General features: G+C 60.6%; 25 protein-coding genes. 5 read left to right on the plus strand and 20 right to left on the minus strand.

Features of this window, described 5'->3' with window-relative positions:
• Positions 1-291 precede the first annotated feature (291 nt).
• A complete protein-coding gene (locus tag M728_RS22485) occupies positions 292-810 on the plus strand; it encodes an SMI1/KNR4 family protein (RefSeq protein WP_026621032.1) in 519 nt (172 codons plus the stop codon).
• Positions 811-854: 44 nt separating this feature from the next.
• Here the strand turns inward: M728_RS22485 and M728_RS22490 are convergent, their stop codons facing one another.
• Complete coding sequence (locus M728_RS22490; RefSeq protein WP_026621031.1) at positions 855-1,331, minus strand: Lrp/AsnC family transcriptional regulator; 477 nt, start codon at positions 1,329-1,331, stop codon at positions 855-857.
• Between the two features lie 235 nt (positions 1,332-1,566).
• Between M728_RS22490 and M728_RS22495 the strand changes: the two genes are divergently transcribed.
• The 3 genes from M728_RS22495 (at position 1,567) to M728_RS22505 (ending at position 5,040) form a co-directional block, all read left to right on the plus strand.
• On the plus strand, positions 1,567-2,892 hold the full coding sequence (locus M728_RS22495; RefSeq protein ID WP_026621030.1) for an FAD-binding oxidoreductase: 1,326 nt from the start codon (positions 1,567-1,569) through the stop codon (positions 2,890-2,892).
• A 178-nt stretch (positions 2,893-3,070) separates the two neighbouring features.
• Entirely contained in the window at positions 3,071-4,063 is a 993-nt protein-coding gene (locus M728_RS22500; RefSeq protein ID WP_026621029.1) for an ornithine cyclodeaminase family protein, read from the plus strand.
• Positions 4,063-5,040 (plus strand): threonine/serine dehydratase, encoded by a 978-nt coding sequence (locus M728_RS22505; RefSeq protein ID WP_026621028.1) that lies wholly within the window; start codon positions 4,063-4,065, stop codon positions 5,038-5,040. The genes M728_RS22500 and M728_RS22505 overlap by 1 nt, the downstream gene beginning before the upstream one ends.
• A gap of 62 nt (positions 5,041-5,102) precedes the next feature.
• Here M728_RS22505 and M728_RS22510 read toward each other — a convergent pair whose 3' ends face one another.
• From M728_RS22510 to M728_RS22535, 6 genes are all read right to left on the minus strand, one after another.
• Positions 5,103-5,504 carry a hypothetical protein gene (locus M728_RS22510; RefSeq protein WP_026621027.1) on the minus strand — a complete coding sequence of 134 codons (402 nt, stop codon included), beginning with the start codon at positions 5,502-5,504 and terminating at the stop codon, positions 5,103-5,105.
• Positions 5,505-5,719: 215 nt separating this feature from the next.
• The gene (gene gfa / locus M728_RS22515) at positions 5,720-6,295 is read right to left on the minus strand and encodes an S-(hydroxymethyl)glutathione synthase (RefSeq protein WP_026621026.1); all 576 of its coding nucleotides are present in this window, start codon (positions 6,293-6,295) and stop codon (positions 5,720-5,722) included.
• An 82-nt stretch (positions 6,296-6,377) separates the two neighbouring features.
• A complete protein-coding gene (locus M728_RS22520) occupies positions 6,378-7,505 on the minus strand; it encodes an S-(hydroxymethyl)glutathione dehydrogenase/class III alcohol dehydrogenase (protein ID WP_370906484.1) in 1,128 nt (375 codons plus the stop codon).
• Between the two features lie 229 nt (positions 7,506-7,734).
• Positions 7,735-8,598: a substrate-binding domain-containing protein gene (locus M728_RS22525; protein WP_026620891.1), complete on the minus strand. Its 864-nt coding sequence runs from the start codon at positions 8,596-8,598 to the stop codon at positions 7,735-7,737.
• A 1-nt stretch (position 8,599) separates the two neighbouring features.
• The gene (locus M728_RS22530; protein WP_026620892.1) at positions 8,600-9,121 is read right to left on the minus strand and encodes a c-type cytochrome, methanol metabolism-related; all 522 of its coding nucleotides are present in this window, start codon (positions 9,119-9,121) and stop codon (positions 8,600-8,602) included.
• A 135-nt stretch (positions 9,122-9,256) separates the two neighbouring features.
• Positions 9,257-11,128 (minus strand): methanol/ethanol family PQQ-dependent dehydrogenase, encoded by a 1,872-nt coding sequence (locus M728_RS22535; RefSeq protein ID WP_051440899.1) that lies wholly within the window; start codon positions 11,126-11,128, stop codon positions 9,257-9,259.
• A 489-nt stretch (positions 11,129-11,617) separates the two neighbouring features.
• On the opposite strand from M728_RS22535, the gene M728_RS22540 reads away from it, so the two are divergent.
• The gene (locus M728_RS22540) at positions 11,618-11,917 is read left to right on the plus strand and encodes a hypothetical protein (protein WP_051440900.1); all 300 of its coding nucleotides are present in this window, start codon (positions 11,618-11,620) and stop codon (positions 11,915-11,917) included.
• Between the two features lie 64 nt (positions 11,918-11,981).
• On the opposite strand, the gene M728_RS22545 is transcribed toward M728_RS22540, so the two are convergent.
• The 13 genes from M728_RS22545 to M728_RS22605 form a co-directional block, all read right to left on the minus strand.
• Positions 11,982-12,731, minus strand: a complete 750-nt coding sequence (locus M728_RS22545; RefSeq protein ID WP_026620895.1) for an ABC transporter ATP-binding protein — start codon at positions 12,729-12,731, stop codon at positions 11,982-11,984.
• Positions 12,691-13,425 (minus strand): ABC transporter permease, encoded by a 735-nt coding sequence (locus M728_RS22550; protein WP_026620896.1) that lies wholly within the window; start codon positions 13,423-13,425, stop codon positions 12,691-12,693. The genes M728_RS22545 and M728_RS22550 overlap by 41 nt, the downstream gene beginning before the upstream one ends.
• An 86-nt stretch (positions 13,426-13,511) precedes the next feature.
• A complete protein-coding gene (locus M728_RS22555) occupies positions 13,512-14,504 on the minus strand; it encodes an ABC transporter substrate-binding protein (RefSeq protein WP_026620897.1) in 993 nt (330 codons plus the stop codon).
• Between the two features lie 507 nt (positions 14,505-15,011).
• A complete protein-coding gene (locus M728_RS22560; RefSeq protein WP_026620898.1) occupies positions 15,012-15,644 on the minus strand; it encodes a hypothetical protein in 633 nt (210 codons plus the stop codon).
• A 390-nt stretch (positions 15,645-16,034) separates the two neighbouring features.
• The gene (locus tag M728_RS22565; protein ID WP_026620899.1) at positions 16,035-16,865 is read right to left on the minus strand and encodes an alpha/beta fold hydrolase; all 831 of its coding nucleotides are present in this window, start codon (positions 16,863-16,865) and stop codon (positions 16,035-16,037) included.
• A 237-nt stretch (positions 16,866-17,102) separates the two neighbouring features.
• Positions 17,103-18,716, minus strand: a complete 1,614-nt coding sequence (locus M728_RS22570) for an MFS transporter (protein ID WP_156943436.1) — start codon at positions 18,714-18,716, stop codon at positions 17,103-17,105.
• Positions 18,713-19,171 (minus strand): DoxX family protein, encoded by a 459-nt coding sequence (locus tag M728_RS22575; RefSeq protein WP_026620901.1) that lies wholly within the window; start codon positions 19,169-19,171, stop codon positions 18,713-18,715. Before M728_RS22575 ends, M728_RS22570 begins: the two co-directional genes overlap by 4 nt.
• A gap of 257 nt (positions 19,172-19,428) precedes the next feature.
• Positions 19,429-21,411 (minus strand): amidohydrolase, encoded by a 1,983-nt coding sequence (locus M728_RS22580; protein WP_026620902.1) that lies wholly within the window; start codon positions 21,409-21,411, stop codon positions 19,429-19,431.
• On the minus strand, positions 21,411-21,701 hold the full coding sequence (locus M728_RS22585; protein WP_026620903.1) for a XapX domain-containing protein: 291 nt from the start codon (positions 21,699-21,701) through the stop codon (positions 21,411-21,413). Before M728_RS22585 ends, M728_RS22580 begins: the two co-directional genes overlap by 1 nt.
• A gap of 80 nt (positions 21,702-21,781) precedes the next feature.
• A complete protein-coding gene (locus M728_RS22590; protein ID WP_026620904.1) occupies positions 21,782-22,432 on the minus strand; it encodes a hydrolase in 651 nt (216 codons plus the stop codon).
• A gap of 222 nt (positions 22,433-22,654) precedes the next feature.
• On the minus strand, positions 22,655-23,563 hold the full coding sequence (locus M728_RS22595; protein ID WP_026620905.1) for an AraC family transcriptional regulator: 909 nt from the start codon (positions 23,561-23,563) through the stop codon (positions 22,655-22,657).
• A 237-nt stretch (positions 23,564-23,800) separates the two neighbouring features.
• Positions 23,801-24,709: an AraC family transcriptional regulator gene (locus tag M728_RS22600; RefSeq protein ID WP_026620906.1), complete on the minus strand. Its 909-nt coding sequence runs from the start codon at positions 24,707-24,709 to the stop codon at positions 23,801-23,803.
• A 128-nt stretch (positions 24,710-24,837) separates the two neighbouring features.
• Positions 24,838-25,431: a helix-turn-helix transcriptional regulator gene (locus tag M728_RS22605; protein ID WP_245269699.1), complete on the minus strand. Its 594-nt coding sequence runs from the start codon at positions 25,429-25,431 to the stop codon at positions 24,838-24,840.
• Positions 25,432-25,668: the final 237 nt, after the last annotated feature.

Below are 25,668 nucleotides of genomic sequence, written 5' to 3' on the forward strand. Positions count from 1 at the left end.
AGCGACGGTGTCCGGCAGCAACGCCGAGCCTCGCTCTCCAGCGAGACGGACTTCCGGTGGCGAAGAGTGGAGCCGCCCCCGTCGTTTTCACGGAGCCTGCGGAGATCGAGCTTTGGATGTCCGCCGACTGGAAGGACGCCAAATCGCGGCAGCGGCCGTTCCCGACCGAACACATCACCCTCCTACCTGTCGAGAGACATTGCATGCTAGCTTCAATCGTCGCCTGTTGGCTTGCCAAGCTCGCGCTCAACGTGCAAAGCGGGAGCCTTCCTGCTGACTCGGCGAGCACCCATGAAGAATATCCAAAGCGACGGGCCATTGATGGAAGACACTTTCGACCCGCGAGTTCTTGATTGGTATCGGCAGTTCTCGCGTGAGACCCTTGAGATAAATTCAGATCCCAATCTTTTCGTGCCGGTCCGCGAAGAGGAAATCCAAAAGTTTGAGGAGGAATTCGGCAGGATCCTCCCGACTCCGTATCTCGCTTTTTTGCGCCAGATCGGGTGGGGTCGCTTGACGGGTGATATCAATGGACAGGATACGCTCGATTACGAGAATTGTTTTTTGGACCCAGCGTCCATAGCGGAGATAATGCGTCGCACCTCGATTGAATGGCAGATTTATCCCGACTTTATTAGGGAAGACGAAGTGCCTTTCTTCAGCTTAGGGAACAATTCGGTGCTGGTCTTCCGGCGAGGAGCCGGTACCAGCGTCTATTTCCCCTACCTCGAGCAACGCTTTGCCGCTAGTTTTGGTGACTTCATTTCTCGGCTGCGGAGAGACTGCATGTTCTATAGGCAGCTCCTGTAGATACTCCTCTTGTCGACGTACTGGCGTGACTGCGTGGCGCGATACTAAACCCGAAACAGGCTGGTCAGCGGCATGTGCGCCTTGACGATCGGCGACTTGAGCACGACGAAGCTGAAATATTTGTCGATGCCCACGTCCATGTCGGTGAGGCGCTCCATGATCGTCTGGTATTCGCCGATGCCGGCCGTGACGAATTTCAGGAGATAGTCGTAGCCGCCGGACACCAGATGGCATTCGATCACCTGGTCGACCTTCTCTATCGCCGCAAGGAAGCGGGCGAAGTCGATCTGGCGGTGGTTCTTTAAGGTGATCTCGGTGAAGACCGTCAGGGTCTGCCCGAGCTTGCTGACGTTGATCTGCGCCGAATAGCCCTCGATATAGCCCTCCGACTGCAGTTTCTTCACCCGCATCAGGCAAGGGCTCGGCGATAGATTGACCAGCTCGGCGAGTTCCACATTGGTGATGCGGCCATTCTTCTGCAGTTCGTATAGAATCTTGATGTCGATCCGGTCGAGTTTCATGGCGCGCCTTTCCCCTTGCTGAAGTGGCCAACGGCGCAGCAGATTGTGCTGCGCTTTTCCCGACGATGACCTTAACACACTGGACATACGTGTCGATTTCGTTTGGCCCAATATGCCGAAGCAGAAAGGGCGGCATTGCTCCTGCAACACAGCATCTTCTGCTGCGCGCCGGCCGCACTCCGGCAACGCCATCACGCCGAAGCCGCTAGACTGCGCTCGAAACGGAGGTCACGCCATGCCCGCACCGCTGAAACTCGTCGACACAACGCCGGAGCTGCCCGACGCCGCCGATGCCGTAGTGATCGGCGGCGGCATCGTCGGCGTGTTTGCGGCCTATTACCTTGCCCGCCGCGGATTGAAGGTCGCCCTTGTCGAGAAGGGACGGATCGGCGCCGAGCAGTCGAGTCGCAACTGGGGTTGGTGCCGCCAGCAGAACCGCGACGCCCGCGAATTGCCGATGGCGACGAAGAGCCTCGATCTTTGGGAGCGGTTCGCCGCCGAGAGCGGCGAGGATACCGGTTTCCGCCGCTGCGGGTTGCTCTACCTCAGCAATAGCGAAGAGGAACTGGCTGGCTGGGCACGCTGGGGCGATTTCGCCCGGACCGTCGGCGTCACCACCCACATGCTGGACAGCGCCCAGGCGACCGAGCGCGGCCGCGCAACCGGGAGGCCATGGAAGGGGGGCGTCTTTTCGCCGACCGACGGCACCGCCGATCCGGCAAGTGCGGCACCCGCCGTCGCACGCGCGATCCTGAAGCTCGGCGGCACCGTGCACCAGTCCTGCGCCGCCCGCGGCATAGAGACAGAAGGCGGTCGCCTGTCCGGTGTCGTCACCGAGCATGGCACCATTCGCACGAGAACGGCGATCCTTGCAGGCGGCGCCTGGGCCTCCTCCTTCTGCCGCCAGCTCGGCATCCGCTTTCCCCAGGCCGCGATCCGCTCGTCGATTCTTGCCGTCTCGCCGGGCGCCATCGGTCTTCCGGATGCGCTGCATACGGCCGCTGTTTCGGTGACGCGCCGTGCCGATGGCGGCTACACGCTCGCCATCAGCGGCCGCGGCCGCGTCGACCCGACGCCGCAGCAACTCAGGTTCTCTCCGCAGTTTCTGCCGATGTTCGTCAAACGCTGGCGCAGCCTGGCGCCGGGCGGGCTTGAGGGCTTCCGCTCCGGCCATGAGACCTTGGGCCGCTGGCGACTGGACGCCCCCACGCCGATGGAACGCATGCGCATCCTTGATCCGGCGGTCGATAAGGCCACCATTCGCCTCACCCATTCGCGCGCGCTCGACCTCCTGCCTCCCCTGAAGAAGACCAGCATCGCCGCCGCATGGGCGGGCTATATCGACAGCACGCCGGACGGGGTCCCGGGCATCGGCGAAATCGCCGCCATACCGGGCTTCATCCTCGCCGCCGGCTTCAGCGGGCACGGCTTCGGTATCGGTCCGGGCGCCGGCCACTTGATTGCAGACATCGTCACCGGTGGCGAGCCGATCGTCGATCCCCGCCCCTACCATCCGGACCGCTTCCAAAGATCTGCCTGGGGTAAGGTCGCTGACTTTTAGAAGGTAGCGTTAGCTTTCGCAGATGAAGGTGGAAATCATCGGAAAATGTGCATCTGGGGAGTACTCGACATTTTCTGCTGCGTACCCGATGCAACAATGCCGGGACGTAGATTCAGGTAATGCATTCTGGGAGACGTGCAATGAACATGAGCATCAAATCCCGCTTGAGAACTTACGCATGAAGACGCTGCTGCTTAAGAAGGATGAGGTAAGGCGGCTGATCGGCACGACGGAAGTCATCGGCGCGGTGGAAGAGGCATACAAGGCCTTTAACAGCGATCAGGTGGAACAACCTGACTATATAGGGATAGATCTCCCGTCGCCTCGTGGCGAGATTGACTTCAAGCTTGGTTACTACAAAGCCAAGGAAGTGATCTCCATGAAAGCCTCTTCTGGAGGGTTCATTGATAACCCGACAGCACACGGCGTGCCCAATGGCATGGCGACCATTCTCCTGTTTGATGCCAGGAGCGGTGCGTTGATTTGCGTTATGGATGGAAGTTTGATCCTTGGTCTCAGAACCGGGGCGGCTGGAGCCGTTTCCGTCAAAGCCCTGGCGAGGAAGAACGCCAGGACGATCGCATCGATCGGGACAGGAAATCAGGCAAGAATGCAAATCCGGGCAGTCAACGAGATCATGAAGATCGAAGAGATCCATGCATGGGACAATCACCGGGATACGCTTTCCAAATACAAGACGGATATCGAAAGCGAGTATGGCATTCCTGTAATCATGGCCAACTCCAAAAAAGAAGCCGTTGAGCAGGCCGATATCCTGATTACGACGACCCGCGGGAAAGGGTCGCTTGTGGAAGCGGATTGGGTGAAGCCCGGTACGCACATTGTGGCAATCGGCACGGATCAACGCGGCAAACAGGAGCTGGATCCGGAGATCTTCAGGAACGCTAAAGTAGTCGTCGATTCGATCGCGCAGTGCGCCGAAAAGGGCGAGACCTGGCACCCGCTGAATAAAAACATCATCGCCAAAGACGACATCCATGGCGAAATCGGCGAGGTATTGTTGGGAAGGAAGCCGGGGCGAGAAAGTGATGACGAAGTCACGATTTTCGATTCCACAGGCATGGCCATACAAGACAATACGACAGCCAGCAAAATCTATCAGAACGCAATAGCCAATAACGTCGGCACTTTCTTTCAGTTTTTTGAGTAATGACTATGCGCAACTACCCGACCATTCAGGACATCCGTGAAGCCCGGGAACGGCTGAAACCGCACGTCAGGCACACGCCGCTATTGCGTGCGGACAAAATCGAGAAAGCCGCTGGCTGTCAGCTTTATCTCAAACCTGAAACCCTGCAGATTACTGGCGCCTTCAAAATCCGCGGCGCCCTGAACAAGGCTCTCTCGCTCTCGAGCGAAGAGATCGCAAACGGCATTATCGCGACGTCGTCGGGCAATCATGCCCAAGGGCTTGCCTATGCCGCCAGGATGCTGGGCGTAAAAGCGATATTGGTCGTTCCGGTGACCACGCCCAAAATCAAGATCGAAAACACAAAGGCCCTCGGGGCAGAAGTCATTCTTTTCGATGGCGACACCGCCGCCAGATGGAAAAGGGTGTATGAAATTGCTGAAGAAAACAAATACGCGGCTGTTCACGCTTTTGAGGACCCCATCGTGATGGCCGGTCAGGGAACGATCGGGTGTGAAATACTGGAGGACCTGGACGATGTAGATACGGTCATCGTTCCGGTAGGCGGTGGAGGCCTAATCTCGGGAATTGCTACCGCCATCAAAGAAACGAAACCATCGGTGCGCGTTATCGGCGCAGAGCCTGCCTTGACACCGAAGTATTTTCACAGCCGGATCAACAAGGAGCGCACATCGCTTCCCTTGAAGAACACCATTGCTGATGGCTTGAGGATAAGCGTTCCGGGTCAAAACCCCTATCCGATCATCGAAAAATATGTGGACGAGATTGTTCTTGTTGAAGACGAGCACATCATCGCCGGAATGCGTGCTCTTGCCAAGGATGCGAAATTGATCGCTGAACCGGCCGCCTCGATTGGCGTCGGAGCACTGTTGGCGGGCAGCATAGACGTCAAGAGCGATGAAAAAGTCTGTGCGGTGTTGTCTGGCGGGAACTGGGACTTATGCGACCTTGCTGAGATATACAAGATCGCTGAGTAAGCGTGTCCTGTGGGCATGGCCTCTTTCACCATGCCCAGGTCAGTCACCGAGGAGACGAGGCCTCACTTTTCTCCAATCAGGCCTTTGATTTCCGCCAGTTTCTTCATACAGCCCTGCTCATCGCCGGCTGCGGCCATCTTGCGGGCTTCTGCTACGAGTTCGCTCGGCTTGTCGGCGCTCTCACCGGTTCGTGTCCCGGTTACCTGCTCCTGATGAGGCGAAATCGCTTCCGTCTGAGTGCCGGTCGAGCCTGTTATTTCAGTACCGGTGCCCTTCTTCTGTTCGCCGGGCATGACTTCTTCCTGGTGCTCGGTAACGGGCGCGCCGGACCCGCTGCCGCTTGCGCCCGTTTCCGCGGAGGTGATGGCTTGCCCGAGCTTGTCGAGTTCCTGACGGCAGTCCGCGAATGCCGGGGCAGCCAGCAGAAGCGGCACGGCCGTTGCTGCTATGAGACGTATCAACATGTTGCTCTTTGCTCGCTGTTTGGGACGGTAGTGCGTCCGTTAGACCTGTGGGGCAAACTAGGCTCTACGGGAAGAGTTCCCTGTAGAGAGCTGATTTAACCGGGATCTACAGTGCCTAGAGCGCCGTGCGTCAGACGCACAAAGGACGCTGCAGCACAAACGCCCTGTCAGCCGCCTTGACGAGCACACCGACAGGGCTCATTGGCTCCGTCTGCTCAAGCCGGAAGCGCGCCCGACTTCTTCGCGACCCAGGTGGCGACATAGTCCATCAGGGCCGGCGACAGACAGTCGTAGGGCTCCAGGCCAAGCTCTCTCAGGCGGGCGCGGATGCCATCCATCTGGCTGGGATCCACGCCGGATTCGATGATGGAGGACACGAAGGCCGCAAAGCCCGGCGGAGCCCAGCCCGACTCCTCGAATCGCTCGGGGTGAATGAAGTCCAGCCCCTGGAAGGCATGCTCCCGCTCCACCGGCCCATACATGTGAACGCCGCATTCCCTGCAGGCGTGCCGCTGGATCAGCGCGGAGGGATCGACCACTTGCAACTTGTCGCCGTTTTCGAGCACGGTCACCTTGTCGTGCGGAACGACCGCGACAATGGAGAAGTAGGCGCCACTGGGCTTCCAGCATTTGGTGCAGCCGCAGGCGTGGTTGTGGGCAATCTGTCCCTCGATCCTCACCCTGACCGGCCTGTCCGTGCAGGCACAAACGAGCGTGCCCCCGGCGAAGTTCGGACTGGCCTGTTTAATGCCACCATCCACCGCCGGATGAATACGAATGGAACTGTTCATTGCGTGTCCTCCCTGTTGTGGCCGAAGCCCCCACCCGGTCGCGGATGCTGTAGCGCTTCGGCTCAGTTCGAGCGTCCGGCGCTCAGTAGAGCACGACCGAGCGGATGCTTTCGCCGGAATGCATGAGCTCGAAGCCCTTGTTGATGTCGTCGAGGGCCAAGGTGTGGGTGATCATCGGATCGATCGCGATCTTGCCTTCCAAGTACCAGTCGACGATCTTCGGCACGTCGGTGCGGCCGCGGGCGCCGCCAAAGGCGGTGCCTATCCAGCTGCGGCCGGTGACGAGCTGGAACGGCCGCGTCGAAATCTCCTGGCCGGCGCCGGCCACGCCGATGATCACCGACTTGCCCCAGCCGCGATGCGAGGCCTCGAGCGCCTGGCGCATCACCTTGACATTGCCGGTGCAGTCGAAGGTGTAGTCGGCGCCGCCGATCTGGTCGGCGCCGCGCTTCGTCAGGTTGACGAGATAGGCGACGATGTCGTCGCCGACCTCGGTCGGATTGACGAAATGGGTCATGCCGAACCTTTCGCCCCAGGGCTTCTTGGCGTTGTTGAAATCGACGCCGATGATCATGTCGGCACCGGCGAGCCGCAGCCCTTGAATGACGTTCAAACCGATGCCGCCGAGCCCGAAGACGATCGCCGTCGCGCCGATCTCGACCTTGGCGGTGTTGATCACGGCGCCGATGCCGGTGGTGACGCCGCAGCCGATGTAGCAGATCTTGTCGAAGGGCGCGTCGGGATTGACCTTGGCGACGGCGATCTCCGGCAGCACGGTAAAGTTCGCAAAGGTCGAGCAGCCCATATAGTGGTGGATCTTGTCGCCGTTAATCGAGAAGCGCGAGGTGCCGTCCGGCATCAGCCCCTGGCCTTGGGTGGCGCGGATGGCGGTGCAGAGATTGGTCTTGCGCGAAAGGCACGAGGGGCAGGCGCGGCATTCCGGCGTATAGAGCGGGATGACGTGGTCGCCCTTCTTCACCGAGGTGACGCCAGGGCCGACATCGACGACGATGCCGGCGCCCTCATGGCCGAGGATTGCCGGAAACAGCCCTTCCGGATCGGCGCCGGAGAGCGTGAAGTCGTCGGTATGACAGATGCCGGTCGCCTTGACCTCGACCAGCACCTCGCCGGCCTTCGGGCCCTCGAGCTGCACAGTTTTCACTTCCAGCGGTTTGCCGGCCTGAACGGCCACGGCTGCGCGTACGTCCATGTCTCCGTCCTCCCTACTGCATGTTTCCTTAAATCGTACCCGATTTAAGGACAAAAACATGCAGCAATTCAAAGTGCTACAGCGTCCTTTGTGCGTCTGAAAAGACGCACGGCGCTGTAGAGCATCATCTCCGCCATGGACTCGTTCGTTAGGACGAGCCCGACAAGATGCAGCCTCTTCTCAACCTTGGGCAGTCACCGGATGCAGGTGACTTACCGGTACTTCAACGTCACTCCGTGATGCTCTCGTCATCCTCATTGAGCAGCGGGACACCGTACGAGAGCAACAGCTTGTTGATGTCCTCCTGGTTCTCCCTGATGAAGCTGTTGAGCGTGCGTTTCCATTGCTGGTCGGACGGCCGCACCCCCATCGTGATCCGATAGGCCATGCGAGAGCCGCCCTTCTCCCTGGTCAAGGGCACGATAGCCAGATCGACTTCCGACTTGCGGACGTAATAACCTGCCATCGGTCCCCAAACCACGGCGGCGTCAATCACGCCTGCCACGATGTCGCGGACCATGACCTCAGCCATTGACGGCGCCATCCGCGTGTCGACTACCAGAGGATAGATCTTTGCTTTGCGCATCAGTTTTGCCGCCGCCATATTTGCGGAGGGCGACGTTGCGTGCACCACGCCGACCCTCTTGTCGACAAGCTTCGGATCGGTCAGCGTTTCCACGCCGGCAAGATCGCCGTCCTTCTTATAAATCAGCACATAGGAGGAGCGGTAATAAGCGTTTGTGTTCTGGACGAGTTCGTCCCCCTGAGCATACCCCATGATGACATCGCAGCGATTGGCGCCGAGCGTATTGCGCACAAAACCAGGGATCGACGGAAACCAGGTATAGGCGACGGAGCTTCGTCCCGTCGCGGCTGCGACCATCTCGGCGAGCTTGTTCTCGAACCCTTCGCCGCTCTTGTCGGAGAAGGGCATGTTGGACGGGTCGGCGCAGACCCGCAGCGTCTCCGGGTCAACCAGCTCGCCGGCGGCCCCGAGCCCGGCGCCCTGGGAATGGGCCTGCAACGGCATCAGCGCGGCCATGGTCATCGAGATGAGGGCTGCACTGCAAGTCCGATGGGCGCCGTATGCCATGTCATCCACCCATGCAGGACGCTTCGTAGGCCGTGGCCGCTTCCGGTTTGTTGGCCTTCTTGGGTGGACGACCGCGCGGTGCCGCTTCGACAGCTCGGGCGCGCAGGTAGATGTAGATGTCATCGAGGTAGCAATATACGTTCTTGTTGTCTCCAAAGGCAGGCATGACAACTTCTTTGCCGCCGACGACGCTCTTGCGTCCTTCGGCGACGATCGAAAGGAATGTCCCGTAATCGACATTCTTCATGGTCTTGACGAGCGCCGGGGCATAGGAGGACCCTTCGCCGTCGGGTCCGTGACAGACATGACAATCGGCGTGATAGCGGCGATATCCGTTGAACGTGTACCAATCGACGATGCCATTCTCGATCTTGAAGGTGGGATTGCCTTCGGCGTCGAAGTGCTTCCCGTCCTCCTCCGTGACGCTGGCGGCCTTTTCCTTGCTGTCTTCAGCTCGGGCAGCGCTGTTTGCAAACGGCAGCAGAACCGCGGCAAGGGTTGAAATGACAAAGCGTGATATCATTCATGACCTCTTTCCCGCCGCATGGTTTATTTTCCCAATGGACAGACGGGGCTTGAGATTCTTGTCTGGTGGAAGCGAAAGCCCGGCAGCATTTTCTGCTGCAATTGGTCCGGGCTCTCGCTCAGGCAACCGTGATCAATCCGGAAGACCGAACACCGTCAGTTGTCCGCCCAGAGTGGTATAGTCGGCCAACTTAGCGTAACCGCCGACCGCTCCCAGACCTGCTGTGGCGATGACTTGGCTTTCTTCGGTCGGAGCTCTCTCACCGGCCACTGCCTGCTGCCACGCTGCAGCACCTTCAGCGCCCAGAAGGCCGCCGGCGAGTCCGATGCCGGCCCAGCCGCCGATACCCGACAGAACCGCGACATACTGCTTGCCGCCGTGCTCGAAGGTGTTGATGTTGCCGATGATGCCGGACGGAGTCTTGAACCTGTAGAGTTCTTTTCCTTCTGGATCCACTGCCTTGATGTAGCCTTCGAGTGTGCCATAGAAGATGACGTCGCCCTCCGTTGCGAGCGCCCCTGACCACACTGAAAACTGCTCCGGCTTCGACCAGACGATCTCACCCTTGGCCGCGTCCCAGGCAATGAAATTACCCATGCCCCCGTGGCTGTTGGGCGTGGGGTACATGTTCACGGTCGCACCCACATAGGCCTGACCGGCCGTGTAGCTTACCCTGTACGGCTCATAGTCCATGCAGACATGGTTTGTCGGCACATAGAACAGTTTCGTCTTTGGCGAATAGGTTGCCGGTTGCTGGTCTTTCGTTCCAAGCGCTGCCGGGCAGACACCGGTGGTGTTAAAGTCCTCGCCGTTATGTTCGGTGGAGTACTTTTCTACAACCTGCGGACGCCCATACTTGTCGCTCTTGGGATCCATCACGACCTCGGTCGCCCAGTTCACCGTCGGATCGTACTTCTTGGCAACCAGAAGTTCACCCGTTGCACGGTCAAGGGTGTATGCGAAGCCGTTGCGGTCGAAATGCACGACCACGTCCCTCGGCTGACCCATGATTTCCATGTCGTCGACAAGGATCATCTCATTGACGCCGTCATAGTCCCATTCGTCATGCGGCGTCATTTGATAGGCCCACTTGGCCATGCCCGTGTCGGGATCGCGCGCAAAGATCGTCATCGACCAACGGTTGTCGCCGGGTCTCTGGTTGGGGTTCCAGGTGGAAGGATTTCCGGTCCCATAATAGATCAGATTGAGCTCTGGATCGTAGGAGTACCAACCCCATGTGGTTCCGCCGCCGGTCTTCCACTGCTCGCCTTCCCAGGTGTTCATCCCGGAGTCTTTGCCGACCGGCTTGCCGAGATGGGTCGTCTTCTCCGGGTCGATCAGCGTTTCTGAATCAGGACCTGTCGAATATGCGCGCCACGCTCGCTTGCCATCACTCAAATTGTAGGCCGTGATATGACCGCGGACACCATACTCGGCACCGGATATGCCGACGATTACCTTGTCCTTCACCACCATGGGTGCGGACGTGGACGATTCGGACAGACTCCCGTCTTTTTTCTCGCCATTTTGGACTTGCCAAACGACCTTGCCGGTCTTGGCATCAAGCGCGGTGATCGTCGTATCCGCCTGGGCAAGGATGATCTTGCCGTCGCCGTAGGCCACACCGCGGTTGACGGTGTCGCAGCACATGATAGCGATGACGTTCGGATCCTGCTTTGGCTCGTATTTCCAAAGCATCCTGCCTTCGTTCTTGAGATCAAGCGCATAGACGATATTCGGGAACGGCGTGTGTACGTACATCACGTCGCCGATCACGAGCGGGCCACCTTCATGGCCGCGCAAAACACCAGTGGAGAAGGTCCACTTGACCTGCAGATCCTTGACGTTGTCCTTGTTGATCTGTTTCAGTTTCGAGTAGCGGGTGTTTGCATAGTCGCCCGTAGGCATCGCCCAATTCTTCGCGTCGGCTGCAAGGGCCATCAGTTCCTCATTGGCCAATGCACTTCCGGCGAGAGCCGCCGTCAGAAATCCAGCAGCGGTCATCGGCAGATAGACGAATTTTCCAAGCATGCGCATGCGAAATCCTCCCGATGTCGATTATTCAACCCGAGGTTCGCCATCACAAATCCTCGGGATACCACAAAGGCCAGCCCAAGCGATGTCATGCTTGTCATGGGGACATGCGCTTCCGTCAGCGTGTCACGATCGTTTGGATGGGCAGTAGGCACCGCAATTGCCCGTTCCATTGATCGGACACTTTGCCGCTCCCTAAAGACAAGCCTTGAAGCCGGAAACCGATGGAAGAATAGGCTTTAAGACCCAATAACGCAAATTAAATCTCACGGAGTTTGTGCATCGCAAAACGAAACATGCTGCTACGCAACATGGCATTACTGTCTTTTTAGATTAGCCACGCCCGATTTACTGCAATAATGTGGAGTATCGATAAGAATAACTTGGCTTCTGTTTATGTCCCGGGAGATCACGGTGACCACTCGAACTTTGGGCGCGATCGCTTTTCTCGCTCCGTTTATGTGTGTTGTCACGGTATCGGCGGCCGGAGACTATCCGACAGTTGCGGTCGCGGATTATGTGTACGCCTGTATGAAAGCAAATGGCGAGACGCGAGCCGCACTCGAGAGCTGTTCCTGCTCTATCGACGTCATAGCCTCGATCATGCCGTACGAGCGCTATGAGGCGGCCGAGACGTTCAGGAGCCTAGGACTTCAGACGGGCGAAAGAGGGGCTCTGTTTCGCGAGAGTGCGCCGGCGAAATCTGCCGACGCCGAATTGAGACGAGCGCAGGCAGAAGCAGATGTCCGCTGCTTCTGACCTTCAAGCTCCGCGCTCCGATCGCCCCTTCCCCAGCAGAGCCGCGCGCTTATCCGTTTGGCGATTACACGGCGTCGGGAAACCTCTTGTGAAAAGCCAAGACGAGATTGTCGAGCGCTGGCGCGTCGCGCAAACGGCGTTCGAGAGGCACGTCGAAGATGCCAAGCACCTGCGCCGGGCGCGGTGACAGCAGGATGATACGATCGGCCAGCAGAAGGGCTTCGCGCAAATTGTGGGTCACCATCAGTGCGGTGGTGGGCCGAGCTGCCCATACCGTCGTCAGAAGACGGCGCAAGCTGTCGGCGGTCCGTTCGTCGAGCGAGGCGAAAGGCTCATCCAGAAAGAGCACGGCTGGTTCCGTCGCGAACGCTCGCGCCAGTGCCGCGCGTCGCGCAAGCCCGAGCGAAAGCTCCGAAGGGTAGAGCGACCGCATTGCGGAGAGACCTAGAACTCCGAACAGCGAATCCAGGTCTTTGTCCCTGAGGTTCCGAGGCAGCGCCAGGCGGACGTTCTGCTCCACTGTGCGCCAGGGGAGAAGCACCGGCTCCTGGAAGACCGCAGCGATGCGGTTGGAGCCGCCTTCCGGCAACTGATAGCTGCCCAAGAATTGCCGATCGAGACCCAGCAGGATTCGCAAGGTCGTGGTCTTCCCGCAGCCGGAGGGCCCCAGCAGGCAGGCAAATTCGCCGTGCCTGACCTCGAAGGAAAGTCCGCGCAGGGCGACAATCGTAACGCCCCTGGCCGACCGGAAGGTCTTCTCGGCAATGTCGACTTTAAGCGGGGCGGCGGCGCCAGCGGGTTGCGTGTCGTTCAAGTGGCTGCACCAGAAGGAGTTCGATCAACAGCATGATGGCCACGAAGGCCAGCGTGTAAGCAAGGATGGCGGCAACATCGAATATCTGGAAGTAGAGATAGATCTGGAAGCCGACACCGCTGGAGCGACCGAGCAGCTCGACGACGAGCACGATCTTCCAGATCAGCGCAATGCCGGAGCGCGAGGCGGCCGCGAAATAGGGCTGCAACTGCGGCATCAGGACATGGCGGATACGCTCGACCGGTCCCAGCCGGTACACGGTGGCCATTTCTGCGAAACGAGGGTCAAGCGCACGCGCACCCTCGCGCATGGTGACGACGACATTGGGTATCTTGTTGACCGCAACGGCACCGATCGCGGCAGCCTCCGTCAGGCCGAACCAAATATAGGCGAGGACGATAACGACGAGCGCCGGGAGGTTGAGAAAGAGGACAAGCCAGGGATTGAAGAAGGAATCCGCCCGCCGATGCATGCCGAGCAGGACGCCGATGACAGTCCCGAAGACCATGGCGACGACATAGGCCGCCGCCACCCGCCCGAGCGTCATAGCGAGATGATAGCCAAGATCGCCGCTCGCCGCCTCCTTGAGAAGCACCCGCCAAACCTCAAGCGGTGGCGGAAACGCACGGCTCGGCCAGATCCCTGCGGCGACGCTCCAGACCAGGCATAGCCCGAGCAGCGATGCCATCACCATCACCGCAGGCAACAAGACGCCAATCCAGCGATAGACCGGGTGGGCACGCCGGGTTGCGGAGATCCCGTTTTCCGATCCCGATGCTATCATGTCTTCAATGCCGCCCAGAAAGTCCCGGGAGCCATTTGTCGCGCTTCACCGACAAGTTTCTCCCCGCCCAGGTCGGCGAGAATTTCGTACAGCTTGGCGGCATCGCTTTCCTCTTCGGCAATAGGTCGGTTTGGAATGCCTTCCCGATAGCGATCACGCAGCACCTGGAGTTCCCTGCCTTCCGCTCGAACAATGGGGGCCAGACGCTGCCATTCGGCGTCGGAATCGGCCAGAAGCTTCTTGGCCGCCGCACTTGCCCTGACGAAGCTCATCGGCACGTCGGGGTTTTCGTTCGCCCATTTGTCATGGAAGACATATCCCAGCGCCGAGACAGGTCCCGAGGCCCCGAGCGACTTGGCTGCATCGTCGGCACCGATCAGGCGGCGAAAGCCTTTTGCTTCGAGACGCGCGCAGAAATGCCAGAAGTTCAAGACCGCGTCGAGTTCGCCGGAGAGAGCCTTTTCCGAAAGCAGGGGCGGCGCACCGAAAACGACGTCAGCCTCCCTGGCCAGGTCCATCTTATAGTCACGCTGGGCAAGTCCTTGGATCAGAAGCCAACTCTTGTCGAGCGACCCACCGGCTACGCCGATCTTTCTTCCTACAAGGTCCGGGATGCCGCGAATTGGCGCGTCCTCCTTGACCATGATAGCGCCAACCGCGGTCGAGTAAGGCGCGAAGGTGAGGTCCTCGCCCATGGAGCGCTGGCGCGACACCCACAACCAGTCGGAAACGATAATGTCCAGATCCCCAGCAAGGATGGCGACGTTGGTGGCGTCTTCGCCAGCGAAATGGACCACTTCCACGTCGACGCCGTTGGCCGCATCAAGCCGATTGTGCTTGATGGTGTCGAGTTCCCAGTTCACCGTGCCGAATTTCAGAACGCCCACCCGTATCTTCGGAGCGGGAGGGCTAGCCAAGGCGCGGAATCCGAGCGGATTTGCAGCAGCCAGCAAGGCGACGCCGCAAAATACGCGCCGCGATATGTTCATGACGCTACCTCCCAGCAAATGGCTGCGACCACATCAAATTTCCCGATCCTCTTCAGGGAACACACATGTCCATCGCACGACTCTCAGCCCCGGATGGCTCTCGGACCACCTCGCGATCTCCCTCGGGGCCAACAGCATGCACTCGGCAAGCGACCCACGGCTCTCGAAATACAAATGCTCAGTGCGGCAACTCGTGGGGTTGGCCAACATGCAGACAGTCAGGACGAGATCGACGAGGTTCACTTGAGCACCTTTCGCTGCGCGAAGACGCGCGGAAAGAACCCTGATTTGGCATGCTGAGCATGCGATAGACCGGCCTTCACTATAGCGCAGCGCGCAAAGATCGCTGTAGCACTTTGAATTACTGCATAGTTTTGTCCTTAAATCGGCACGATTTGAGGAACATGCAGCAGGTGCCTGGATGGAAAGCCGGCGATGAGGATACGCGCGCAAAGAACGAGCGTCAAATCCTGCGAAGCGCCGCTCCGGCGGCGGAAGGCGCGGCGCTCATCTGGCTTTCAGCGCTTCCGAAATCGTCTTGACCAATGCGTATAAACGCCGCTCGATCAGCGTCGGCACCTCGCAGACGAAGCTTAGCGATCGCGCGCGCTCCTGAAATACACGTGTCTGAAACGCGAGCCGGTCACTCCGCAGCGCGATTTCGTTCGGGTCGGCATCGGCCTTGGCCCGCAACGCATCCACGGCAGAGGCCTCCTGCCGCAGGACTTCCGCGATGTCCCTCTGCCTTTTGGCGTAGCGTGCAATGCCGGCGATAACGTCCGAGCGCTCTCGGTTCATCTGATCGAACAGCCCCTGCACGAGCATGGTCAAGCGCCGCTCCCCCTCGTCCTCCGGCAAGCTTTCCGCATACCATCTGATCTTTTGCTGCGCCTCCGGTAGCGGCAGCCGGCGGGCCGACAGTTCCGTCACCAAAGCAGAAATCCCCGCATCTTTGGACCAGTCGGCGGCCGTCTGCGGCAGGTTGCCACCAGTCCAGAACTGGCCAAGCGAAAGCTCCGGAACCTTGCGCTGAATACACGGCCAGTCCGGATCGGACCCTTGCGCAGCCAAGGCCGGCCAAGCGACGAGTGCAGCTCCTGCCGCCGCGAGGATAATACGCACGAGGGATAGGCACCACATCAGGCACTTCCTCCGGATCCTGCTTGCGGCCGAGAAAGGCGGTTGATGGATCATAAGCGAGGATCGCGTCGGCCGAAAGGAGCACGGCGAACGCGACCACGGTCAGGGGGCTGCGCCTTGCCAGCGAGTTGCGATTGCCGAACATGGCGTAACTGCTTTCGCTGCAGGCCGGCAGCAATTCGCACATGGTGCGACGCATATTAGCTACCCACGTCCACCCGCGCTTCGCGGTCGATGTCGCCGAGCGATCCAACGTATCCCGAGCGAAGGCATGGACAAGCCGGTTATCGTCAATGCAATCAACCGTTTCCGCGTGCTCGCGAATGCTGGTACAGCGCCGGCTCTGGGGCGGGGGCCGGCGATGCTCACATGACCGCCGGCCCGATTTTCCTAGGCCCTAATGAACTCGAGCAGATCCGGATTGATCACATCGGCATGCGTCGTCAGCATGCCGTGCGAATAGCCCTCATAGACCTTGAGCGTACCGTTTTTCAGGAGCTTCACGGCGAGCCGCGCGGAATTGTCGATCGGCACGATCTGGTCGTCGTCTCCGTGCATGACCAGTGTCGGCACCTCGACCCTCTTGAGGTCCTCGGTGAAGTCGGTTTCGGAGAAGGCCTTGATGCCGTCGTAGTGGGCTTTGGCGCTGCCCATCATGCCCTGCCGCCACCAGTTCTGGATCGCTCCCGTCGAGACCTGCGCACCGGGGCGGTTGAATCCGTAGAAGGGACCACTTGGGAGATCGAGGAAGAACTGGGCGCGGTTTGCGGCGAGCTGGGCGCGAAGACCGTCGAACACCTCGATCGGAAGCCCGCCGGGATGGGCTTCTGTCTTGAGCATGATTGGCGGCACCGCGCCGACCATGACGAGCTTGGCGACGCGGCCGGCACCATGGCGAGCGACATAGGCCAGAGCCTCGCCGCCGCCGGTGGAGTGGCCGATGTGGATGGCATCGCGCAGGTCGAGCTCACTCGCAAGCGCGGCGACATCAGCGGCATACTGGGCGATGTCGTGGCCCTCGCTGACCTGGGACGAGCGGCCGTGGCCGCGCCGGTCGTGGGCGATCACACGGTAGCCCTTGCTCAGGAAATAGAGCATCTGCGCGTCCCAGTCGTCCGAGGAAAGCGGCCAGCCGTGGTGGAACACGATCGGCTGGCCCGAGCCCCAATCCTTGTAGAAGATCTCGACACCGTCTTCCGTCTTGATGAAGTTCTGGGTCATGGGAACCGTTCCTTTGCTTCGGTTTGAAATGGGAAGTTGCCGCCGCGGACCGTCTGCACCCGGATCCGGGCACAGCAGATGCGCGGGAAAGTAGCGTCGTCCGAGCGGCCGGGCGAGCGAGGCTTGCTCTCCGCCTCCTCGCCGCCCCACCTCGAAGCCTAAGGAGGCCTCCGGACAAGTCTTGTCGTTTTCCGTTGTGTTTAGGATAAAAGTCGCGTCGCGTGCGAATGCTCGCAGTCAGTTGCGACCGAGATGGGGCAGATCTATCGACAACAGATGGTTTACCACGGGCGCCTCTGGACCCTTGTGGAAGCCGCGGACTTCCTGCTGTACGTCGGCGTCGGCCTTTGACACGCGCCGGTGCTGGCGAAGATGCTCGGCCCAGGATTCGACCATAAACCACTCGACGATTCTCTGCGGATCGGCGGCGTCCTCGGTGACGCCCCAGCCATAGGCACCATCGCGGCGACGCTCTCCGGAGAGCTTCGCGAGTGCCTGCAGAAAATCGCTCCGGTCGCTTTCGTCGACCCGGTATTCGATGGTGACGAGCACGGGACCGCGATCGTGCTCGACGGGGGCAGCCGTGAGAGGTTCCGGCCAGTGGCTGGAGGCCACCAGGTCCGCGTCGCCCTTTGGCAGCTTGACGAGGTGAAAGATGAGCCCCGCCACGGCAAGTCCAACGGCGCCGAGAACAAGGGTCGTCGGAACGCCGGCGATCTCCGCGACGGCACCCCAGGCAAGGCTCCCGGCGGTCATCGCACCGTTGAACACCGTGAGATAGACGGCGAGCGAACGTCCCCGAACCCAGTTCGGCAGAATCGATTGTGCGGCCCCGTTCAGTGTGGTCAGCGCAGTGATCCAGGCGGCTCCGAGTGCAAGCAGAGCCAGAATGGCGATCCATCGGTCCGGCGCGAAGGAGAGCCCGGCCATCACGCCCGCCGTGACGAGCGCCGAGCCGAGCAACAGTGTGTCCGCATCGAGCTTTGCGCGAAGTTTCGGCATCACCAGCGCACCGCCGATGGCGCCCGCGCCGACCGCGCCGAGCAAGATGCCGTAGAAACCGGCGTCGCCGCCGAGAAGATTGCGGGCGACCAGGGGCAGAAGCGCCCAGACCGAACTCGAGAAAACGAAGAATGCGGCCGCCCGGAGAAGCACGACATGCAGTTCGCGGCTCGCCCTCGCATAGCGCAGACCAGCGCGGAATGCTCCGAAGAAGCGTTCGGACAAGCCGTCGTCGACATCAGGCGCGCGCCTCCACCAGATGAGGGCAGCGATGACGAAAATGTAACTGATGACGTCAATGCCATAGGTAAAGGCTGCGCCGAACCAGGCAAGCAGCAGGCCGCCGACTGCCGGGCCGATCGCTCGGGAGATGTTGATGCCGAGCGAGTTGAGCGCTACGGCACCTTTGAGATCCTGCTTTGGGACGAGTTCGGGAACGATGGCTTGCCAGGTCGGCGCCATCAGCGCCGCTCCGATACCCCCGACGAAGGTGAGTGCAATCAGGGACGTGATGGTCTGCAACCCCGTCGCAGACAGCAACATCAGGCAGATGCTGGCTCCGGCCAGCAGAAGCTGGATGATGATCAGGAACTTGCGGCGGTCGAGAATATCCGACAGTACACCTGCAGGGATCGCGAGGAGGAAGATCGGGAGCGTCCCCGCAGCCTGCACCGCCGCGACGGCGGCTGGTGCGTTCGAGAGGTCGGTGACAAGCCATGAGCTTGCGACATCGCGGATGAAGCTGCCGGTGTTGCCGACAATCGTCGCCACCCAGAGAATGGCAAAAGTCTTCTGGCGAAGCGGCGCGAACCCGCCGCCAGCCGCCCGGGTCGCAGACAGGGAGCTCATGAAGTCCGTCCCTTTCCGGATGCGCCATGTTCACGCAGGTCGTGCCATGCAACCAGAGTGAACGCGCCAACAAGCCCGACATGTTCGAAGAAGCCGTTCATGGCCTTCGAGCGCTCCATACCAGGCGGCAGTTCCCAGAAGCGAAGCGCGATGAAGGTCGCGGCGAGCGTGAAGACGGCAAGCGCAAGCGCGGCAGCCCAGCGGTAGATGCCGGCAAGGATGAGCGCCGACATCGAAAGCTCGAAGACGATCACGCCGACGGAAAAAAACGGCGCCGGCTGCAGTCCGAAATGCTCCGTTTCGGCGAGCGCACCCGGAAAGTCGAATATCTTCGTCACCGGTCCCTGGATGTAGGCCGAGCAGAGCGCCAGCAGGCCGATGAACAGAATGCGTCTGTCGGCGAGGCCGGTCCGAAAGCGGGCGGTGAGATGCTTCTCGAGGGAAAACAGGCTCATCATCTTGGCTCCTTCTCGAGCGGCTTTTCAACTTTGCTTAGGGCGGTCCGGGATACCCCCTTGTAATAGGCGCCATGCTTCGGCAGTGGATGGTTCACCACGACTTTCGCCCACGGGTGCCGGGGACTAGCCGTTGATTGGCCCAGATCCTGGCCGAGAGCGAACGACGAGTTGTTTAAGCTTGAGACTACCGTTATCGCGGCTGCGACAGCGATCTTTTTCATGGCGTGATCCTTACCGGGAGCTTTGGCTGATCGTCACACGGCCCAGCATGAGCAGCCGAGCGCGCCGAAGAAACCCTTCAGATCGGCGATCGGCAGGCGTGACGTCCAGGCCGCAGCATGGTCGTGACCATGCATGCCGCAACTGCTGGAGCAGCCGCAGGAGGCGATGGCGGTTCTTCTGAGCGAATGTCGGCCAGCTCCCTCCGGCTCGCCCCACGCGGCATAGCCGCCATAGGTTCTGACCGGCGACCAGTCGGGCATCGCCGGCGGCAACGGATTCTCGTCGAGACTGGCGAAATCGTTCGCCGCATAGACGATCTTCCCGCCGACCATCGTAAGGTCGGAGGTCAGGAACGAGATCTCGTCCTCGGCGCAGGCGAAATAGTCCTTGCTGGGAACGATCAGATCGGCGAGCTGGCCCTTCTCGATACGCCCCTTCCTGCCTTCCTCGTTGGAGAACCATTGCACCTTTTCCGTCCACATGCGCAGAGCCGTTTCGCGGTCGAGGCAGTTGGCGCGCGGATAGAGCTGCATGCCGCCCACCGTCTTGCCGGTCACCAGCCAGGAAAGCGAGACCCAGGGATTATAGGAGGCGACGCGGGTGGCGTCCGTGCCGGCGGAGACGTTGACGCCCCTCTCGAGCATACGCGCGACTGGCGGTGTCGCCTCGGCGGCGCCGTGGCCATAGCGCTCGACGAAGTATTCCCCCTGATAGGCCATGCGGTGCTGCACGGCGATGCCGCCGCCAAGTGCGGCGATACGGTCGATCGACTGGTCGGAGATCGTCTCGGCATGGTCGAAGAACCAGTTGATGCCGGAGAGCGGAATGTCCTGGTTCACCTTCTCGAAGACGTCGAGGGCACGGCTGATCGTCTCGTCATAGGTGGCGTGCAGGCGCCAGGGCCAGCGGTTCTCGGCGAGGATGCGGACCACCTCCTCGAGCTCGCCTTCCATTTCCGGCGGCAAATCGGGGCGCGGCTCGCGGAAGTCCTCGAAGTCCGCTGCCGAGAAGACCAGCATCTCGCCGGCACCATTGTGGCGGAAGAAATCGTCGCCCTGCTTGTATTTAACCGAGGAGGTCCATTTGAGGAAGTCCTCCTTTTCCTCGCTCGGCTTCTGCGTGAAGAGGTTATAGGCGAGCCTGACAGTCATCTGCCCCTCGTCGGCGAGCTTCTGGATGACGGCGTAGTCGTCCGGGTAGTTCTGAAAGCCGCCGCCGGCATCGATGACGCCGGTGACGCCGAGGCGATTGAGCTCGCGCATGAAGTGGCGGGTCGAATTGACCTGGTACTCGAAGGGAAGCTTCGGCCCCTTGGCAAGGGTCGAATAGAGAATGCCCGCATTCGGCTTGGCGAGCAGGAGACCGGTGGGATTGCCCTCGGCATCGCGAGTGATCTCGCCGCCCGGAGGGTTCGGAGTGTCCTTGGTAAAGCCGACAGCGCGAAGTGCGGCGGCGTTTAGCAGCGCCCGGTCGTAAAGATGCAGCAGGAACACGGGCGTATCGGGAGCGACCGTGTTGATCTCCTCGATCGTCGGCAGCCGCTTTTCGGCGAACTGGTGCTCGGTGAAGCCGCCGACGACGCGCACCCATTGTGGCGGCGGCGTGATCGTGACCTGCCGCTTCAGCATATCCATCGCGTCGGCGAGCGAGCGCACCCCGTCCCAGCGCAGTTCCATGTTGTAGTTCAGGCCGCCGCGCACGACGTGGGTATGATTGTCGTTCAACCCCGGCAGCACGCGTTTGCCCTTGAGGTCGACCACCTTCGTGCCTGGTCCGGCAAGGACCATGATCGTTCTGTCGTCGCCGACGGCAAGGAACCGGCCATCCTTGATCGCGACCGCCGTCGCCGCCGGATTGGCACGATCGAGCGTGGTGATGAGGCCGCGGTGGAGAATGAGATCAGGCGTCATGGAGGCGTCTCCAGTCGATTGAGGATCGGCGGCGCTGGCCGGCGAGAAAAGGGCCGGCAGAGCAAGGCTCGATGCCGCGCCGAGGAAGGAGCGTCGCGTCGGCATCATCCAGCCCTTTCGTCTGGTGCTGCGGCTTCTGTCACGATGCCTCCCGCGGCACGGCCGCCTCGCGGGAGATGCCCGAACATGTGCGGCTTGACGTGATGAATCCAGGACCCGATCACCGGCTCGCGGCTCCAAAGTGTGCGCGCGAAAGGCACGATCTGTTCGCCGACGAGGATGCCGAGCAGGCCTACGAGTGCCACCACCGGCGGTGCCGGCGAACGGACGTTCAAGAGCGAATAGATGATGCCGACGAGAAGCCCGGCTCCGAGCGAAAGGAGATACATCTTCATCACTATTTCCTATATCAGGCGACGAGTATCACCCGGCCGCCTTCCAGCGGCCGAGCTGAGCTTCGGCTTTGCGGCCGCGGTCAGTGGCCCTCGGACGCGCCGAACATGCTCTTGGCGTAAATGATGCCGAGCCCGTAGGCGCCGCCGAACTTCTTGGCGATGCCGGTGGTCATCTCGTAGGTCTCGGTACGCGCCCAGTCGCGCTGCAGTTCGAGCATGTATTGCAGCGAAGTCATCGGCCGGACTCCGGCCTGCACCATGCGGTCCATCGCACGCTCATGCGCCTCGTCGGACACGTCGCCACAGGCATCGGCAATCACATAGACTTCGAAACCCTGGTCGAGGGCGGAAAGGGTCGGGCCGACGATACAGACGGAGGTCCAAAGTCCACAGAACACCAGACGCTTCTTGCCAATGCGATTGACTTCTTCGATCACCGCAGCATCTTCCCAGGTGTTCATCGAGGTGCGATCCAGAAGCGCTTGGCCGGGGAAGGCATCGGTGATCTCGGAGAACATGGGGCCGGAGAACGTCTTCTCAGCAACAGTCGTCAGGATGGTCGAGACGCCGAAGCCGGCGGCGGCGTAGGCGACCAGCGCAGCATTGTTGCGCAACAGCACTGCGTCGATCGACTTTGTCGCGAAGGACATCTGCGACTGGAAATCGATCATGATCAGCGTGTGGTCCTTGGGCGAAACGAGCAGGTTGCCTGGGGTGGGTGTCGCGTTCAGGGTCATGGTCTTGGCCTCTTTCGTTGGCTGCTGACTTGCAGCATGAGAGGTTCGACTATGCCACAGCGGCGGTCTCGTTCTTGTAGCCGTCGATTGATTTTTGTAAATTTCGATCGCGGTGTTTCGAGCGACATGACCGAGAGCTGAATCAACGGCAGCAGGCGAGATCGTCTTTGTCGACGCTCACTTCATCGCGGCGGCCATTTTTCTTTCGAGCGGCCGCTACGACTGTCGGCTTCGCCGCCAGGCGCCCGGCGTCGCTCCGGTCGCATGCACGAAAACGCGCGTGAAATGGCTCTGGTCGGAAAAACCGCAGAGAGAGGCGATCTCGCTCAGCGGCGCCTGCGAGAACCGCAGCAGGTGACTGGCCTTTTCGATCCGCTGCTGCTGCAGCCATCGATACGGCGTCTTACCCATGGTTTCCCGGAATGCCCGAAGAAATGTTGCCTGCGAAAGGTTGCAGGCCGAGGCCAGTTCCTCGACGGTCAGATCGCCACCAAGCCTGCTTTGGATCAGATCCCTGATCGTCCGCTGGGCCCGCACGGAAAGCCGCCGCCCGCCGCGCTTCATTCCGGCGTGGCCGTTGCCGTATTGTTTCACGACATGAATTCCGATCGCCGCCGAGAGCTGGTCAACGAACAAGGCGCTCCGGTGGGCCTGCCCGTCCATTGTGGCAAACAATGCGCCGAGCATGCCGCCGAGAACGGGATCCGGGCGCTCGGCGACGGCATGCAATTCAGTGACGCCGGCAATATCCGCCGCGTCCGCGATCCGCTCCAAGGCACTGCGACTGACTTCGAGCAGCATGAAGTCGAAGGAGCCGCTGAGGTCGGCCCGATAGTCATCCGCGAAATCCCTGACGTAAATGGAGTTCTCGCCGAAATCGTGCACCGTCGAGTGGTGCTCCTTGTATATCCGGCGCTTATGTCCGCCGGATGCGGAAAGACCGATCAGATAGCCCCGCCCGCTACCGGGCGTGCTGACCCTCCCCGGAGGGCCGGAAGACGACCTCTTGTGGTGAAAGATCAGGTTGCGGTCTTCGATCGTGCAGTCGTCGTCAAGCGTGTCCAGCGAACAGCCGAGGCTGTCGCGCGTTCGAGAGGCCTTGGCAATCGAAGAAGCGGTCGTCATTCCTTATCCTGCAAGTTGAGCCTATGCGGCCGCGGAGAGACTGTTTCCGGCGAGTGCATGGCTTCGCGGTCGAAACCAGCGCAACAGGCCGCGCCCGTTCGAAACCCCATTCAGATGCGGATCGCCATCCATCATTGCCGGGAGCGGACAAGCTTTCTTGTATGAAAGGCGCGTGTTTTGAACATGGTTAGCCTTCTACGCTCGCCGGATATTGGCCCGATTGCAGCTCGAGCCGCCTCAGGCGCCAAGCTGATCCAGCGGGGCGATGCCCGGACGGTGTCTTCGCCGGAAGCGCGCAGGGGTTTCACCGGTCAAGCCGGTGAAGACTCTGGTCATATGGCTCTGGTCGACGAAACCACAACTGATCGCGATCTCCGCGATCGGCAGATTCCCCAGCAACAGTTCCTTGACCCGAGAGACGCGGTATTCGGTCAGCCATCTGGAAGGGGTCCGGCCAAAACTCTCCTTGAACGCTTTATTGAAATAGCTGCGCGAAAGTTCGCAGAGAGAGGCCAGTTCCCCGATCGACAACGGCTTGTTGAAATGAGCGGCAAGAAATTCGGTTGCGAGCCTTTGCTGCCAGGGGGCAAGGGTCCCCTTCTTCTCGGCCGGAAAATGCAGCCCACCATAGGTTTGGCTGAGATGCGCCAGCACGGCGAGATTGATTTGTTCCAGAAACAGGGGATTGGCATGTTCCGGATCATCCAGCGATGGCAACAGGGCTTGAGCGAGACCATGCATGACGGGATCGATGCGACCTTGCACGCAAGCAAGGGCCCTATAATCGCTGCGCCCCACCTCGTCCGCGAAGGCGCGCATGCGCGAGAAGGGAATGTGGAAGCGGACATTGTCGAACGGCGAGAGGTGGTGACACTGCCATCGGTCGCGCAAATCGGTGATCGCGAGCGAAGCCTTCGCGTGCCCGCCGTCGTAAACCAGCTTGCCGCTTCGCCATAGGCGATGAGCATCGAAAGCGCGCAGCTGAACGATGACGCTGAATGCATCCGCGCAGGGGATGACGGGCGCGACCTCAAGATCGAATCGATCGGAATAGGTCCTCGTTACCGTGATTTCGCCACAGGCGATCGACCGCACGATCGACTTTGGCCGATGGCCGGTGGTACCTGATCTCTCAAGCATCGCCATCGGCGTAGATCTCCGGATATTCGGTTCGATGCGGTGTGCTGCACAATGATGCACGGATGCTATTACGGTTCGTTGTCAGGATACAGGGCATATCTTTCATCGCAATTCGCGCCGGTCCCATTGCCCGATCAATGAAGCGAACGGCGGCCGGATTGGGTGGCACCCACTATGCGGCGAAAGACCCTGACGAAATGCTCCTCATTCGTGAAACCACACCGTGTCGCGATCTCCGAGATCGGCAGAATACGTTCGGCGAGATACTGTTTGGCGCGTCCGATTCGATGGCGCATCAGCCACTGAGACGGGGTCTGTCCGGTCACGCTCTTGAAACCATCGACGAACTCACGGGTTGCAAGGCCGGCCGCGGAAGCTGCGGCCGCAATCGGGAAATCCTCCCCCAGGTGGTCGATCATGAAGTCCTTGGCTGCCTTCTCCTGCCAAACCGATAAGCCGACAGCCGCAGAACCCGCTCCCGCCGAACGATCGCCGTGGTGTTGAAGCAAGTGTGCGCAGATCGCGACTGCGATGTGTTGCAGCGCAGGATTGCCAGCGTTTCCGTCCCCGAAAAGCGGCAGTAAGGCGGCCCCGATATGGCGCATGATGTCGTCATGCTCGCCCCGCCGGCATCTGAGTCCGGTCTCTCTAGGGGCACGCGGGAACGCGGCGACTTCTCGAAACAGGCTACGCGGCAGATGGAAGGCAAGGGATTCGAGATCGCTCATCAGGCGAACGCTGGCACCCTGCGCGAGATCTACGAGGCAGATGGACCCTTGCCGATATCGCCGGACTTCGCTCTCGGTGCCATCGGCCCCGATATCGCAATGATGCGCTTCCTTGAGGTAAAGCATCAGGAAGTAGGCGTCGTCAGGAGGCAAGGCCACGACTTGGCCGAACTGTCCAATCAGCCGGTGGTGCAGACGCGTCACGGAAAATCGAGCGTTGCGAATGGGCCGAGCCGA

This window comes from Ensifer sp. WSM1721, assembly GCF_000513895.2.
Classification (GTDB): domain Bacteria; phylum Pseudomonadota; class Alphaproteobacteria; order Rhizobiales; family Rhizobiaceae; genus Sinorhizobium.

What these genes read in the sequence shown, in the direction of transcription:
- M728_RS22570 (WP_156943436.1), bottom strand. Translation starts at nt 18,716, where the DNA reads ATGAGCTCCCTGTCTGCGACCCGGGCGGCTGGCGGCGGGTTCGCGCCG.
- M728_RS22560 (WP_026620898.1), bottom strand. Translation starts at nt 15,644, where the DNA reads ATGTGGTGCCTATCCCTCGTGCGTATTATCCTCGCGGCGGCAGGAGCT.
- M728_RS22510 (WP_026621027.1), bottom strand. Translation starts at nt 5,504, where the DNA reads ATGTTGATACGTCTCATAGCAGCAACGGCCGTGCCGCTTCTGCTGGCT.
- M728_RS22500 (WP_026621029.1), top strand. Translation starts at nt 3,071, where the DNA reads ATGAAGACGCTGCTGCTTAAGAAGGATGAGGTAAGGCGGCTGATCGGC.
- M728_RS22505 (WP_026621028.1), top strand. Translation starts at nt 4,063, where the DNA reads ATGACTATGCGCAACTACCCGACCATTCAGGACATCCGTGAAGCCCGG.
- M728_RS22485 (WP_026621032.1), top strand. Translation starts at nt 292, where the DNA reads ATGAAGAATATCCAAAGCGACGGGCCATTGATGGAAGACACTTTCGAC.
- M728_RS22530 (WP_026620892.1), bottom strand. Translation starts at nt 9,121, where the DNA reads ATGATATCACGCTTTGTCATTTCAACCCTTGCCGCGGTTCTGCTGCCG.
- M728_RS22495 (WP_026621030.1), top strand. Translation starts at nt 1,567, where the DNA reads ATGCCCGCACCGCTGAAACTCGTCGACACAACGCCGGAGCTGCCCGAC.
- M728_RS22595 (WP_026620905.1), bottom strand. Translation starts at nt 23,563, where the DNA reads ATGACGACCGCTTCTTCGATTGCCAAGGCCTCTCGAACGCGCGACAGC.
- M728_RS22585 (WP_026620903.1), bottom strand. Translation starts at nt 21,701, where the DNA reads ATGAAGATGTATCTCCTTTCGCTCGGAGCCGGGCTTCTCGTCGGCATC.
- M728_RS22490 (WP_026621031.1), bottom strand. Translation starts at nt 1,331, where the DNA reads ATGAAACTCGACCGGATCGACATCAAGATTCTATACGAACTGCAGAAG.
- M728_RS22520 (WP_370906484.1), bottom strand. Translation starts at nt 7,505, where the DNA reads ATGGACGTACGCGCAGCCGTGGCCGTTCAGGCCGGCAAACCGCTGGAA.
- M728_RS22555 (WP_026620897.1), bottom strand. Translation starts at nt 14,504, where the DNA reads ATGAACATATCGCGGCGCGTATTTTGCGGCGTCGCCTTGCTGGCTGCT.
- M728_RS22525 (WP_026620891.1), bottom strand. Translation starts at nt 8,598, where the DNA reads ATGGCATACGGCGCCCATCGGACTTGCAGTGCAGCCCTCATCTCGATG.
- M728_RS22580 (WP_026620902.1), bottom strand. Translation starts at nt 21,411, where the DNA reads ATGCCGACGCGACGCTCCTTCCTCGGCGCGGCATCGAGCCTTGCTCTG.
- gfa (WP_026621026.1), bottom strand. Translation starts at nt 6,295, where the DNA reads ATGAACAGTTCCATTCGTATTCATCCGGCGGTGGATGGTGGCATTAAA.
- M728_RS22605 (WP_245269699.1), bottom strand. Translation starts at nt 25,431, where the DNA reads ATGAGCGATCTCGAATCCCTTGCCTTCCATCTGCCGCGTAGCCTGTTT.
- M728_RS22540 (WP_051440900.1), top strand. Translation starts at nt 11,618, where the DNA reads ATGTGTGTTGTCACGGTATCGGCGGCCGGAGACTATCCGACAGTTGCG.
- M728_RS22550 (WP_026620896.1), bottom strand. Translation starts at nt 13,425, where the DNA reads ATGGTGATGGCATCGCTGCTCGGGCTATGCCTGGTCTGGAGCGTCGCC.
- M728_RS22565 (WP_026620899.1), bottom strand. Translation starts at nt 16,865, where the DNA reads ATGACCCAGAACTTCATCAAGACGGAAGACGGTGTCGAGATCTTCTAC.
- M728_RS22575 (WP_026620901.1), bottom strand. Translation starts at nt 19,171, where the DNA reads ATGAGCCTGTTTTCCCTCGAGAAGCATCTCACCGCCCGCTTTCGGACC.
- M728_RS22535 (WP_051440899.1), bottom strand. Translation starts at nt 11,128, where the DNA reads ATGACCGCTGCTGGATTTCTGACGGCGGCTCTCGCCGGAAGTGCATTG.
- M728_RS22600 (WP_026620906.1), bottom strand. Translation starts at nt 24,709, where the DNA reads ATGGCGATGCTTGAGAGATCAGGTACCACCGGCCATCGGCCAAAGTCG.